A 13,288-nucleotide genomic window follows, 5' to 3' on the forward strand; every position below is an offset into this window, starting at 1 on the left:
ACGCAGCTTCGCGATCGGCCATGACCCTTTGCCAGGCTCCCAAGGAAAAGGCGATGGTGAGGACTCCCCAGTGGAAGACGATCTCCGACATGTCTTGGAGCTCATCGACCAGCAGGTCGCCAGTCAGGAGAGTGGCGGCGAGCAGTCCCCCACCGACGTACCGAGCGCGGCCTTCTGCGTGTCGCGCCACCGCGAAGGTCGCCAGCAGCATGGGCACGAACTGCCCGAAGAAGAGCAGATAGACGACCCCGGCAGCATGGAGAGCGACGAAGGCCACAAAGATCACGAGAGAACAGACCAGCGGACGCGTGCGGCGGACCAGCAGAGCGCCTGCGACCACCGCTACCTGCACGGTCGAGATCCACGTGCTCCCCTCGGCTTCTCGCGAGGTGAACGGAACCCAGATCTCGGCGATGCCGATCAGCAGCACGGCGCCCGCGATCGCACAGTCGGTCAATCGGGGCCAGAGAGGCTGCACCTGTCAACCATAGGCATCAGGCAGGGGTCCTGACGTCATCCTTGAGATGACATCGAAGTAGACGTGGGAGCGATGACTCCCTGCAGACATCTGCGGTTCGCTCGTTCCATGAACAACAACTTGCGAATTCTCGTCGCGGTGTGCCTCGTCGCCACCGCTGTCCTCTCGGCCACGTGGACTCTGCTTGCACCGGAGTTCTCCTCGGACTCAGAAGAGTTTCTCCGGGCTGTCGCCGATGGCGGCACGTCTGCGCGCGTGAGCGTCTTCGGCTTCGCGGTGAGCCAGCTGCCATTTCTCATCGGGGTCGCTGGCGTTGCCGCCTGGCTGCACCCCGCGAGCCCCAGACTCGCCGTCGCCGGAGGCGCCCTCGCCGTCCTGGGAGGGTTCGGTCATGCGGTCTTCAGCGGCGCGGCGATGACTCAGGTGCTGATGTCGTCCGATCCGACCGGTTACGCCGATCTCGCGGGCAGCCTGGAGTCGTTCGGGCTGCTCGTGCCGTTCATGGCTGCAGGGCTGCTTGGCACCGTGCTGGGGCTGATACTCCTGGGCGTTGCTCACTTCCGCTCTGCCGCAACTCCGCGGTGGGTCGGGCCGACCCTCTGGGCCTTCGTGATCGTCGAGTTCGCTGGCTCCGGGGTCAGCGAGTGGGCCAGCTACCTTGCCGCCTTGCTCTACCTGGCTGCGCTGAGTGCTCTGGCCCTCGGCGTCGCGCAGCGAGAGTCCGCTGTCGCCGCGGACCACCTCGACCTCGTGTGATCCGATGCTCTCGCTGTCAGGTGCTACGGCTGCGGCTGTTCGAGGTGACCCGTCGCCGCGAAGGACTCGAGAGCCGCCACGTACGGGGCGATGTCGATGCCCTTGTCGGCCAGCCAGGTGTCGTCGAAATAGGTGTTGACGTACCGCTCCCCGCCGTCACACAGCAGCGTGACGATGCTACCGGCCTCGCCGGCCGCCACCATGGCCGCGCCGTACCGCAGGGCGGCCCACACATTCGTGCCGGTGGAACCACCCACCGGGCGCCCCAGCAGTGTCGAGACCCATCGGGCCGTCGCGATCGACGCCGCGTCAGGCACCACAACCATGTCGTCGACGACTCCGCCGACGAAGGACGGTTCGACGCGCATCCGGCCAATGCCCTCGATCCGCGACGGCGTGCACGTGGTGACGTCAGAACGGTCCTGCTCCCAACCGTCGCGGAAGGCCGAGTTCTCCGGATCGGCCACGGCGAGGCGGGTGGCGAAGCGGCGATACCGGACGAAACGGCCGATGGTGGCTGACGTGCCACCCGTACCCGCGCCCACCACGATCCACGTGGGACACGGATGCGGCTCGGCGGCCATCTGCTGGAAGATCGACTCCGCGATGTTGTTGTTGCCGCGCCAGTCGGTGGCGCGCTCGGCGAAGGTGAACTGGTCCATGTAGTGTCCGCCGGTCTCCTCCTCCAGACGCCGGGCCTCGGAGTAGACGGTTCCCGGGTCGTCGACCAGATGGCAGGAGGCGCCGTAGAACTCGATCAGCGCGATCTTCTCCGGGCTGGTCGTCGCCGGCATGACGGCGATGAACGGCACGCCGATCAACCGGGCGAAGTATGCCTCGCTGACGGCGGTGGAACCACTGGACGCCTCGATGATCGTCGTCTCCGGACACACCCATCCGTTGCAGAGTGCGTAGAGGAACAGCGATCGGGCCAAGCGGTGCTTGAGGCTGCCGGTGGGGTGCACCGACTCGTCCTTGAGATAGATGTCGACGCCCGCCAGCGGCGTCGGCAGCACGTGCAGATGGGTGTCGGCGCTGCGGTTGGCGTCGGCGTCGACCCGTCGGATCGCCTCGGCGATCCAGGCCCGGTCCTCAGTCGACGTCTTCGGCACGACGAGACTCCTCGAGTCGTTCGGTCATCCGCGCGGCTCGCTGCTCGATGTTCATGGCGAGCTCGTTGCGCAGGCCAGCCAGCAGGAAGGCGGAGAGCACAGCGGACAGCAGCATCGCGGCGAGGAGGATCAGCAGATTGCTCAGCGGCGACATCTCGAACACCAGCCACCCCAAGGACCACAGCACCGCCCAGCACACACCGAACACAGCGAACCGGGCAAGGGTGTACCGCCAAAATGCCTTCACACCCCCAGCCTAGATGCCCGCCGGTACGGTGGAGGGCATGGGCAAGTTCTTCCTGGCAGTCTTCGCGATCACCTTGCTCGTCTACGCACTGTTCGACCTGATCGCTACACCGCGCGACCACATCCGCGGCAAGCTGCCCAAGCCGGTGTGGTTCGTCGTCATCCTGCTGCCCGTCCTCGGCCCGGTCCTGTGGCTGACGGTGGGCCACCGACGCATCTGGAATCCTCCGCCAGGTGGGGGCCGCCGGCGGCCGCCGCGTCCCCCTCGCGGTCCCATGGGCCCCGATGACGACCCCGACTACCTTCGCGGCCTCTAGCTGATCCCCGGCTTCCATCGGGAATCACTTGGCGTAGGAGTGCAAGCCTCCGACGAAGAGGTTGACGCCGACGAAGTTGAACACGAACGTCGCGAAGGCAGCAAGGGCGAGGATGGCGGCAGCCTTGCCGCGCCAACCGGCTGTGGCCCGCGCGTGCAGATAGGCGGCGTAGAAGACCCACGTGATGAACGCCCAGACCTCCTTGGCGTCCCAGCCCCAGTACCGACCCCAGGCCGCCTGAGCCCAGATCGGGCCCGCGATCAGTGCCGCGAAGGTCCAGATGGGAAAGGCGAAGGCGTGCACGCGGTACGCCACCTGGTCGATGACCGGCGACGCCGGAATGCGCCACAGGAATCCGGTGCGCTCGCCCTCAGGCGTCAGTCGTTCCGCACGCGCCTTGATCAGGTACAGGATCGACGCGGCTGCGCCCACCAGGAACGCGGCACCAGAGATGATCGCGCCGAGCACGTGGATGACCAGCCAGTACGAGTCAAGCGCGGGCACCAACGGCCCGGGCGGCACGTAGACGAACAGCATGGTCGAGCCGAGAACCACGGTGCCGAATCCCGTGATGATCGGACCGACCCAGTCGATGTCCCACACCCGCTCGAGCCCGAGATAGGCGACCATCGCGAACAGGATCGCGATGCAGCCAAATTCGTACATGTTTCCCCACGGCACGCGTTCGGCTGCCAGTCCCCGCAGGACGACGCCGGTCAGCAGCACGACGGTCGCGAGTGCCGTCAGGGAGAAGCCGATGCTGCCGGAGATGTCGCTGGTGTCCGGGAGGTCAACGGTGTCGGTGGCAGTCCCAGCGGTGTCCGGCGCGCCACCGGCCATGACCAGGTCGCGGTCTGCTGGCACGGAGCGCGCGAAAGCCCACTGAGCGACGTAGGCGACGAAGGCGAGTGCCAGCAGACCGGTGGCCGAGGCCACGCAGTAGTTGGACACCTGGCCCAGTTGCTCGACCGTCATGTCGATTCTCCTGTCTCGTGGCCCAGTTCGGACCTGAAGCGTTCCATGTACCGATCGAGGTCAGCGGGTAGATCCACCCGGGGGACACGGTCCAGAACGGCTACGTCGACCACGGTACGCGATCCCTCCCGGTGCGCCCGGACCCACGTACGGCGGGGCTTGATCGACAGGGAGGCGATCAAGCCGATGAGGCCGGCGATGATGCCGAACAGCGGCACCTGCACCAGCGGCGCCGATGCGACCTGGAACCGCACGAACTGGCGGAGCTCGACAAATTCGATGGTGTTGCCGTCCGGCAGCTCTTGGGCCTGGCCAGGCTGCAGACTGACCCGGTACCCCTTCTCGCCGTTCATGTACTGGGTCATCTTGCGCTTGTCGAGCACATACACCGACTGGGGAACGCCGTCGTCCAGCCCGAGGTCGCCGTGCCACACGAACAGACCGATGATGGGCTGCAGCGGCGACGGGAACACCGACCGGGTCGCCCCGTTGTCGCCGGTCACGAACGTCGGCAGGAAGAAGCCCTGGAAGCCCAGCTGCTCCGGCTCGGCCTCGGCGACCTTGATGACCCCATTGGAGGTGTAGGTGGGGTCAGCTGGCAGGAAGGGCACAGCCTCGTCGAACACCACCTGACCATCTGGACCCGTGACCCGAATGACCGGCGCGTAGCCCTGCCCGACCAGGAAGACCGAGGTGCCGTCGACGTTCAGCGGGTGGTTGACCCGGATGCTGAAGGGTTCCTCGGCGTTGCCGGTGCCACGGCTCACGGTGCCGGTCGCCTCGAAAGAGCGCGGTGCTCCTCGCTGAGGCCCGTCGACCTGGAAGGTCGCCGCGAAGTCTTCGAGGCCCAAGGAGAACGGCGGCAGCTCCTGGCGGTCGAAGAGCGCACCCGAGGTGAACTCGTCGTACTGAGTCAGGACGTTGCTGAACCGGTCGCCCTCGGTGACGATGGCTGCGCCGCGGTATCCGAGCAGCGCGCTCGCGGCCACACCGATGAGGACGACGACCACGCTGATGTGGAACACCAGGTTGCCCGCCTCGCGCAGATAGCCCTTCTCGGCGGAGAGCTCATGGACGCCATCACGATCGACCGTGTCGACGCGGGCCCTCCCGAGCGCGCGGTGGGCACTCACCATCACGGCGGCCGGGTCGGCCGTCGTCTCGAACGACGCGTGGGCCGGCAACCGATCAAGCCGTCTGGGCACCCGCGGCGGGCGAGCCCGCAGCGCCTTGGCGTAGACCGCTGAGCGGGGCACGATGCAGCCGATCAACGACACCATCAACAGCAGGTAGATGGCGCTGAACCATGGCGACGTGTAGACGCTGAACATGCCGATGGATTCGTAGATCGGTCCCAGCGTGGGGTGATCGGCCAGATACACCTCGACTGCCCGCGCGTCGGTGGCGCGCTGCGGCACCAACGACCCGGGCACGGCCGCGATCGCCAACAGCAGCAACAACGACAGCGCGGTGCGCATCGAGGTGAGCTGGCGCCAGATCCAGCGGCCGAAGGCGCGAGTACCCAGAGCCGGCGCCGACTGCGGCTCGAAGTCACGGCTCATGACAGCTCCCTCATCACAGCACCGTCTCGAATCCGCCAACCCAGTTCTGCAGGTCGATCACCAAGCCGTCCCAGACGCCGGTGACCAGGAGGAGACCGACGACGATCAGCATCGCACCGCCGCCCGTCGAGACGACGCGCTGGTGGCGCCGCAGCCAACCGACCGATCGGGAGAACCTCGACAGACCGAGCGCGGCGAGCACGAAGGGAATACCCAGCCCCAGGCAGTACACGAACGCCAGGAGAGCTCCCCGTGCGGCGGTGGCGTCGTCGGTGGCCAGGCTCAGGCCCAGCACCGCGCTCAGGGTTGGCCCGATGCACGGCGCCCAGCCCACCGCGAAGAACACGCCGAGCACCGGGGCCATGGCCAGACCGACCTGGGGCACGGCATGCACGCGCATGTCGCGCTGCAGGAACGGCAGCCAGCCGATGAAGGCGACACCCACCGCGATGACCAGCACGCCGGTGCCGATCGAGAGCGGACGTTGGTAGGCCCGCAGCTCGGTGCCGATCGACCCGAACAGAGCCCCACTCAGCACGAACACCGCCGAGAAGCCGAGAACGAACAACAGCGCCCCGGCCACGACGCGTGTGCGCCGCGCACTGTCCAGGTCCTGCACCGCGACGCCCGACACGTACGACAGATAGCCCGGCAGCAGGGGCACGACGCAGGGCGAGAAGAAGGAGACGAGTCCTGCAGTAAGAGCCACCGGCATGGCGAGCAGCAGCGTGCCCGACGAGACGGTCTCGCCGAGCCAGTCGTTCACACCCCCACCATCAGCTCGACGCCTTCACGTCATCGACCAGACCGGCCAGCGTGGAGGCGGTCAGGTCGTCGACCGCGATACGGGCAGCCACCTTGCCGTTGGCGTCGATGATCCAGGTGGTCGGGACGGCGACGGTCGGCAGGCTGTCGTTGAACTTCAGCTCGAGTCGGCCACCTTGGTCGGCGAAGGTCGGATAGGTGATGCCGATCTTCTGGGTGAAGGCCAACGCCGTGTCGGACTTGGACCGGTTGAGCACGCCGACGAACTTCACGTCTTGGTCGGCGTACTGCTCAGAGACCTCCTTCAAGGCGGGCATCTCCTTGCGACACGGCGGGCACCACGGGCCCCACACGTTCACGACGATGGTCTGTCCGGCCCAGTCGGCCGTCGTCAGCGCTGCGCCCTCAAGGTCCTCACCTGACAGCACCGGGGCATCCTCGCGGTCCGCAGCAGGCACGACCGTGATCTGGCCCGCACCCGAGACGTAGCCGGAGGTGTCGGTGTCGCCGCTGGCACCGGTGCAACCAGACACGAGGACCGTCGTCAGCACGGCGACCACCCACCCACGGCTCACGCTCATGCTCCCCCGGAAAAGGTGTTGCCCTTGAGCGGATCAGGCAACAGATCGCCGGCCGGCTCGCTGTAGACCACGCCGGTGAACTGGTCGTCCTCGAAGGTCAGCGACGTGAGGCTGGCCAAGGTGCACTGGCGGTTGCGCGGATCATGGGCATAGCGCTTCTGCTCGTACATGCGGCGTGCGGTCCAGACCGGCAGCTGGTGCGACACGATGACGGCTTCGCTGCCGCGGGCGGTCTCGCGAGCGTCGTCGATCGCGGCACGCATGCGAGCCGCGATCTCCAGATAGGGCTCCCCCCACGACGGGCGCATGGGATTGCGCAGCAGCCACCACCGATCGGGCCTCAAGAACGCCTTGGGTCCGACGCCGACCGTCTTGCCCTCGAACTTGTTGCCGGCCTCGATGACGCGCTCGTCGTTCGTGATGGGCAGCGACAGGATCTGCGACAACGGCGTGGCCGTCTCCTGGGCCCGCTCCAACGGAGAGGCCACGAGGTGGGTGATCGGGTGTCCCTTCAACGACTCGGCGACCTTGGCCGCCATCTCGTGTCCGAGGTCGGACAGGTAATAGCCGGCAATGCGTCCGTACAGGACGCCGAGCGGGTTGTGCACCTCTCCGTGGCGCATGAGGTGGACGATTGTTCGCGTGGTCATCGGGAACCTTGGGGGTCGGGCTGCTCGGCGGCGGCAGCGGCAGCGGCGGCGTGGGGGAGTGCCTCGGCAATTCTAGAGAGTGCCTCCTCGTCGTGCGCAGCCGAGACGAACCACGACTCGAAGGCGCTCGGCGGCAGGTACACGCCGGCGTCGAGCATGGCGTGGAAGAACGGGGCGTAGCGCCACGTCTCCTGCGCCTGGGCGCCGGCGAAGTCGACGACGGGCTGGTCGACGCCCCAGAACACGCTGAACATCGATCCGCTGTGCTGGATGCGATGCACCACGCCGGCCGCGCTCAGGGATTCGGCGACCATGTGCTGCAGACGAATGGACGCAGCACCGAGCCGCTCGTACGCCGCAGCGTCGGCATGTCGCAAGGTGGCGAGCCCCGCCGTCGTGGCGATTGGGTTTCCCGACAACGTGCCCGCTTGGTAGACAGGGCCCGCCGGCGCGAGCTGGGACATGATGTCGGCTCGACCACCGAAGGCCGCGGCAGGGAATCCGCCGCCCATCACCTTGCCGTAGGTGACGAGATCAGGACGCCATCCCTCGACGGCACCGTCGAGTCCCCACTGACCGGAGCGCGTGACGCGAAAGCCGGTCATGACCTCGTCGCTGATCAGCAGCGCGCCGTGCCGTGTCGTGATTTCAGACAGGAACTGGTTGAAGCCCGGACCGGGCGGCACCAGACCCATGTTTCCGGCGGCTGCTTCGGTGATGACGCAGGCGATGCGGTCCCCCAGCTGGTCGAACGCGGCTTCGACACCGGCTCTGTCGTTGTAGTCCAGCACGACGGTGTCAGCCGTGACATGCGCGGGAACGCCGGGGGTGCCCGGGATTCCCAGGGTCACGACGCCGGAGCCAGCCTCGGCCAGCAGCGCGTCGACGTGTCCGTGGTAGCAACCGGCGAACTTCACCACGGTGTCGCGACCCGTGAAGGCCCGAGCCAGCCGGACAGCGGACATCGTGGCTTCGGTCCCGGACGACACCATCCGCACCAGCTCGACGGGTGTGCGGTCGATGATCTCCTCAGCCAGCTCGACCTCGGGCGCGCTGGGCGTGCCGAATGACGTGCCGCGCGAGACGGCCGCCGTCACGGCCTCCAGGACCGCCGGGTGGGCATGACCCAACAGCATCGGGCCCCAGGAGCCGACGAGGTCGACGTACTGATTGCCGTCGACGTCGGTGAGCCAAGCACCACGGCCCGATGCCATGAAGACCGGCGATCCGCCGACAGCACGGAAGGCCCGCACCGGGGAGTTCACCCCACCAGGTGCCACCATCTGCGCACGGGAGAACAATTGACGAGACGCTTCCAACTCACTCACCGCTCCAGTGTCTCTACGGGGCTGAATTGGCCGTAACCCGGGGGCCCGCCTATCGTTGTCACTGATACTGCCCACATGACTCCGGTCACATGGGCGGTCGCCTGACCGCCCCCGTGGCAGGCGCCGTTGGAGGGAACACACACATGGCTCGTCGTTCGTTGTCCCGTTGGCAGAAGGCCAGCGCGCTAGTCCCCATGGCTGTCCTCGTGGCCGCGTGGGGCGCTGCCTTGTCCAATACCGGGCTCGCGAACGCCTCGAACAACGCAGCTGCCGACGGGGTCCCCGACGTCCCCGGCGCAGCATTCGACCAACCAGCCAGCGTGCAGAAGGCTCCCAGTGGCATCGATCCGCGCGGCGGATCCGACATGGCCGTCTCCAACCTCTCCGCCAACGGCATCCCGGCCGCGGCCCTGTACGCCTACCGACGTGCCGAGACCCTGTTGAGCAAGGCAGACGCCTCCTGCAACCTGCCGTGGCACCTCGTCGCCGCGATCGGCCGCGTCGAGTCCAACCATGGCCGCACCAACAACAACACGCTTGACGCCGACGGCACCGCCAAGCCCGGCATCTACGGCGTGCCGCTCGACGGCAAGGGTGGTCGCGCGCGCATCACTGACACCGACAACGGCCGTTTCGACAAGGACGCGGTCCTCGATCGCGCCGTCGGTCCCATGCAGTTCATCCCCGGCACCTGGTCCTCGGTCGGTGTCGACGCCGATGGCGACGGCTCCAAGAACCCGCAGGACATCGATGACGCTGCCACGGCAGCCGGCGTGTACCTGTGCGCCGGCCCGGGCGACGTGTCCAAGCGCTCTGACGCCTCAGCCGCCGTGCTCCGGTACAACCGGTCCAGCTCGTACGTCGACCTCGTGCTCTCCATCTCGGAGCGTTACGCCGCTGGCGACTTCACCCAGTCGCCCAACGTCTACACGACCTCCCCGATGCTCACCAGCCGCTCTTCGGATCAGTCCCTCACACCGGCCCAGCGCAAGAAGGCAGCCAAGAAGGAAAAGGCAGCCACTTCGCCTTCTGAGGGCGGCACCAACGGCGGCGGCACCGGGACCGGCGGTTCGCCCGGCACCGGGACCACGCCCGGCGGAGGCGACGGCGGAAGCGGAGGCGGAGGCGGAGGCACGCCCGGCAGCGGCACCGTCAGTGGCACCGTGGGTGGCGCGGTGGGCGGCGGCGTCAGCGGCACGCCCCTTGGCCCGGTCATCACACCAGTGACTCAGGGGCTCAGCAGGACCGAAGCCACACTCCGCTGCACCCTGCAGTTCCCGCTCGGACCCCAGTCATCGATCAATGCCTGCATGAAGACCTTCGGCTACTGACCTGGCCACCGCCCTCTCAACGGAGGGTGAGTCGGTTCGCGATCTCGGCGGCCCAGTAGGTCAGCACGATGTCGGCACCGGCACGTCGGATCGACAGCACGACCTCGTCGATCGCGCGGTCGCGATCGATCCAGCCGTTGGCTGCTGCTGCCTCGACCATCGCCATCTCTCCGGAGATGTTGTAGGCCGCCACCGGCACGTCGACGGCGTCGCGCACCTGGCGGATGACGTCGAGGTAGCTCAGCGCAGGCTTGACCATGACGATGTCAGCACCCTCGGCGATGTCGAGCATGACCTCGCGCAGCGACTCGCGGGCGTTGGCCGGGTCCTGCTGGTATGTCGTGCGATCACCTGTGAGGGTGGAGTCCACCGCCTCGCGAAACGGGCCATAGAAGGCCGAGGAGTACTTGGCGGCGTACGCGAGGATCACGGTGTCGTCGTGACCCGCGGCGTCCAGCGCCTGCCGGATGGCGCCGACCTGGCCGTCCATCATGCCGCTCGGGCCCACCACGTGGGCGCCGGACTCGGCCTGCACCACGCCCATCTGGGCGTAGATGGCCACCGTGGCGTCGTTGTCGACGCGCCCCCGGTCGTCGAGCACGCCACAGTGGCCGTGATCGGTGAACTCGTCGAGACACAGATCGGACATGACCAGCAGGTCGTCCCCGACCTCAGCGCGAGCGTCGCGCAGCACGACGTTGAGGATGCCATCGGGGTCAAGCGCACCTGATCCGGAGGCATCCTTGTGTTCGGGGACACCGAACAGCATGACCCCACCCAGCCCCAGCTCTGCAGCCTCGGCATAGGCCTTGCGAGCCGACTCGCGGCTGTGCTGGACGACGCCGGGCATCGACAGGATCGGCCGCGGTTCGGTCAACCCCTCGGCCACGAACATCGGCAAGACCAGCTGGCTGGGCTGCACGTGGGTCTCCGCGACGAACCGCCTCATCGCCGGCGACGAGCGCAAGCGACGAGGACGGTCGGTGGGGAATGCCATGCTCAGGCCTTGCGGCTCGACGAACGCCGCGCGGTGGGCCGCTTCTGCGACGGACGCAGCACCGGCTCGCCGGCCTCGACGAACTCCAACCGGCGCTCAGCACCAAACTCGGCGAGCGCATCGGACAGCATCTCGACCGACGGCTGCTCGGCCATCACGTCGACCCGCAGGCCGTGCTCCTCGGCCGTCTTGGCCGTGGCCGGACCGATGCAGGCAATGATTGTCTGCGCGTGCGGCTTGCCAGCAATACCGACCAGGTTGCGCACCGTGGACGACGAGGTGAACATGACGGCGTCGAACTTGCCCGACTTGATCGCCTCTCGCACGGGCGCAGGCGGCGGGGCCGCCCGGACGGTGCGATACGCCGTCACGTCGTCGACCTCCCACCCGAGATCGATCAGGCCGGCCACCAGTGTCTCGGTGGCGATGTCGGCGCGCGGCAAGAAGACCCGATTGATGGGGTCGAGCAGATCGTCATACGGCGGCCAGTCCTCAAGCAGGCCGCGCGCGGACTGCTCACCCGTGGGCACCAGATCGGGGCGGATGCCCCAGGTGCGGATCGCCTCGGCCGTCTTGTCACCGACTGCGGCGATCTTCAGACCCGAGAACGCTCGGGCATCGAGGCCGTACTCCTCGAACTTCTCACGCACGGCCTTGACGGCATTGACGCTGGTGAAGGCGATCCACTCATAGCGCCCTTCGACGAGACCGCGAACGGCCTTGTCCATCTGCTGCGGATTGCGGGGCGGCTCGACCGAGATGGTCGGGACTTCCTCGGAGAGCGCACCGAAGCCGCGCAGTCGGCGCGCCAGCCCAGCGGACTGCTCCTTGGTGCGGGGCACCAGCACCCGCCAGCCGTACAGCGGCTTCGTCTCGAACCACGAGAGCGTCTCGCGCATGCTGACGACCGCGCCGACGACCGTGATGGCCGGTGAGGTCATGCCCGCCGCAGCGGCGTCAGCGGCGATGTCCTGCAGCGTCGAGACGACGGTGGACTGCTCGGTGGTGGTACCCACCCGCGTCATGGCCACTGGCGTGTCGGCGTTGCGGCCAGCATCGATCAGACCGGTCGCGACCTCCTCGATCCGGCTGACAGCGGCCAGGAGCACCAGCGTGTCCGAACCGGCGTGATCGGACCAGTTCACCTTGGCGTCACCCACGTGAACGACCGAGTACCCGCGGTGCGCGCGGTTGGTGAGCGGCACGCCGGCGTAGGCCGGGACCGCCGACACCGACGAGATGCCGGGCACGATCTCGAAGCCGATGCCGGCCTTCGTGCACGCCACCGCTTCCTCGGGGGCCGTGGCGTAGGTGAACGGATCGCCCGCGACGAGACGCACGACCTGCGCGCCGGTCTTCGCGTGCCGGACGACGATGCGGGCACGAGCGGCGGGCGTGAGTGTCTCGCCGTCCTCGTTGCATCCGCCGTCGACGATCTCGGCGCCGTTGGTGACGAGCGAGGCCTGTTCAGGCTGCTCGGTGATGACGACGTCCGCCAGCGCCAACAGCTCGGCGGCACGTACGGTGAGCAGACTCTCGTCGCCCGGGCCGGCTCCGACGAAGCTCACGTGCCCCATCGCCTTGGTGGCGCGGGGTACGGGTGTGGTGGAGACGGTACTGGTCATCTCTGCGGTCACTGGGTGTCCTTTTCTTGTGCTGCCGGCGTTCAGGAGGTCACCGACATGAGACTGTCGGCCCCTTCGGCGAGCATCTCGGCAGCGAGACGTTCACCGACCGCGGCAGCCTGCTCAGGCAGACCGGTCGCGGACAGACGGATGGTGGGCGCGCCGGAGATGTCTCCGACCACGGCTCGCAGCCACAGCTCGTCACCGTCATCGCCATCGGCGATTTCGGCAAGAGCTCCGACTGGAGCGCTGCAGCCTGCCTCCAAGGTGGCAAGAAGGCTGCGTTCAGCGGTGACGGCCGCGCGGGTGTCGCGGTCGTCAAGTACGCCGAGGAGTCGAGCAGTCGCGTCATCGTCGACGCGGCACTCACAGGCCAGCGCACCCTGCCCGGGGGCAGGAAGCATCTGGATGGGATCGATGACCTCGGTGATGTCGTCGAGACGACCGAGGCGGGCCAGGCCAGCGCGGGCCAACATGACGGCGTCGACCTCGCCAGCACCGATCTTGCTGATTCGGGTGTCGACGTTGCCACGGATGGCGACGACCTCGACGCCCAGTCCGAGCG

At 67.7% G+C, this 13,288-nt stretch carries 14 protein-coding genes and 1 pseudogene; 3 read left to right on the top strand and 12 right to left on the bottom strand.

Features of this window, described 5'->3' with window-relative positions:
- Window positions 1-478: DUF7134 domain-containing protein (locus WB508_RS11840; protein WP_423845085.1), on the bottom strand; the 478-nt coding region annotated here is incomplete at its 3' end.
- A 108-nt stretch (window positions 479-586) separates the two neighbouring features.
- Here WB508_RS11840 and WB508_RS11845 point away from each other — a divergent pair.
- Entirely contained in the window at window positions 587-1,234 is a 648-nt protein-coding gene (locus WB508_RS11845) for a hypothetical protein (protein ID WP_423845086.1), read from the top strand.
- Between the two features lie 23 nt (window positions 1,235-1,257).
- Here the strand turns inward: WB508_RS11845 and WB508_RS11850 are convergent, their stop codons facing one another.
- On the bottom strand, window positions 1,258-2,346 hold the full coding sequence (locus WB508_RS11850) for a PLP-dependent cysteine synthase family protein (protein WP_423845087.1): 1,089 nt from the start codon (window positions 2,344-2,346) through the stop codon (window positions 1,258-1,260).
- Window positions 2,327-2,593, bottom strand: coding sequence for a DUF4229 domain-containing protein (locus WB508_RS11855; RefSeq protein WP_423845088.1), 267 nt, complete (start codon window positions 2,591-2,593; stop codon window positions 2,327-2,329). The genes WB508_RS11850 and WB508_RS11855 overlap by 20 nt, the downstream gene beginning before the upstream one ends.
- 37 nt (window positions 2,594-2,630) lie before the next feature.
- On the opposite strand from WB508_RS11855, the gene WB508_RS11860 reads away from it, so the two are divergent.
- The gene (locus tag WB508_RS11860) at window positions 2,631-2,909 is read left to right on the top strand and encodes a PLDc N-terminal domain-containing protein (RefSeq protein ID WP_423845089.1); all 279 of its coding nucleotides are present in this window, start codon (window positions 2,631-2,633) and stop codon (window positions 2,907-2,909) included.
- 24 nt (window positions 2,910-2,933) lie between these two features.
- On the opposite strand, the gene ccsB is transcribed toward WB508_RS11860, so the two are convergent.
- Genes ccsB through hemL form a run of 6 tightly spaced genes read right to left on the bottom strand, consistent with a single transcriptional unit; the run spans window position 2,934 to window position 8,725 of the window.
- Window positions 2,934-3,884: a c-type cytochrome biogenesis protein CcsB gene (gene ccsB, locus WB508_RS11865; protein WP_423845090.1), complete on the bottom strand. Its 951-nt coding sequence runs from the start codon at window positions 3,882-3,884 to the stop codon at window positions 2,934-2,936.
- Window positions 3,881-5,446, bottom strand: coding sequence for a cytochrome c biogenesis protein ResB (resB, locus tag WB508_RS11870; protein WP_423845091.1), 1,566 nt, complete (start codon window positions 5,444-5,446; stop codon window positions 3,881-3,883). Before resB ends, ccsB begins: the two co-directional genes overlap by 4 nt.
- Before the next feature lie 13 nt (window positions 5,447-5,459).
- Window positions 5,460-6,212, bottom strand: a complete 753-nt coding sequence (locus WB508_RS11875; protein WP_423845092.1) for a cytochrome c biogenesis CcdA family protein — start codon at window positions 6,210-6,212, stop codon at window positions 5,460-5,462.
- A 10-nt stretch (window positions 6,213-6,222) separates the two neighbouring features.
- The gene (locus WB508_RS11880) at window positions 6,223-6,786 is read right to left on the bottom strand and encodes a TlpA family protein disulfide reductase (protein ID WP_423845093.1); all 564 of its coding nucleotides are present in this window, start codon (window positions 6,784-6,786) and stop codon (window positions 6,223-6,225) included.
- A gap of 2 nt (window positions 6,787-6,788) precedes the next feature.
- Window positions 6,789-7,442: a histidine phosphatase family protein gene (locus WB508_RS11885; RefSeq protein WP_423845094.1), complete on the bottom strand. Its 654-nt coding sequence runs from the start codon at window positions 7,440-7,442 to the stop codon at window positions 6,789-6,791.
- Window positions 7,439-8,725, bottom strand: a complete 1,287-nt coding sequence (hemL, locus tag WB508_RS11890; protein ID WP_423845097.1) for a glutamate-1-semialdehyde 2,1-aminomutase — start codon at window positions 8,723-8,725, stop codon at window positions 7,439-7,441. Before hemL ends, WB508_RS11885 begins: the two co-directional genes overlap by 4 nt.
- Before the next feature lie 239 nt (window positions 8,726-8,964).
- Here hemL and WB508_RS11895 point away from each other — a divergent pair, with 239 nt between their 5' ends.
- Window positions 8,965-10,101 (top strand): lytic transglycosylase domain-containing protein, encoded by a 1,137-nt coding sequence (locus tag WB508_RS11895; protein ID WP_423845095.1) that lies wholly within the window; start codon window positions 8,965-8,967, stop codon window positions 10,099-10,101.
- A 16-nt stretch (window positions 10,102-10,117) separates the two neighbouring features.
- On the opposite strand, the gene hemB is transcribed toward WB508_RS11895, so the two are convergent.
- From hemB to WB508_RS11910, 3 genes and pseudogenes are all read right to left on the bottom strand, one after another.
- Window positions 10,118-11,098 carry a porphobilinogen synthase gene (hemB, locus tag WB508_RS11900; protein ID WP_423845096.1) on the bottom strand — a complete coding sequence of 327 codons (981 nt, stop codon included), beginning with the start codon at window positions 11,096-11,098 and terminating at the stop codon, window positions 10,118-10,120.
- Window positions 11,099-11,100: 2 nt separating this feature from the next.
- The gene (locus tag WB508_RS11905; RefSeq protein WP_423845098.1) at window positions 11,101-12,723 is read right to left on the bottom strand and encodes a uroporphyrinogen-III synthase; all 1,623 of its coding nucleotides are present in this window, start codon (window positions 12,721-12,723) and stop codon (window positions 11,101-11,103) included.
- Between the two features lie 41 nt (window positions 12,724-12,764).
- A pseudogene (locus tag WB508_RS11910) lies at window positions 12,765-13,288 on the bottom strand (hydroxymethylbilane synthase); the annotation flags it as partial.

It is taken from the genome of Aeromicrobium sp. (assembly GCF_049586495.1).
In the GTDB taxonomy this organism is placed as follows: Bacteria; Actinomycetota; Actinomycetes; order Propionibacteriales; family Nocardioidaceae; genus Aeromicrobium.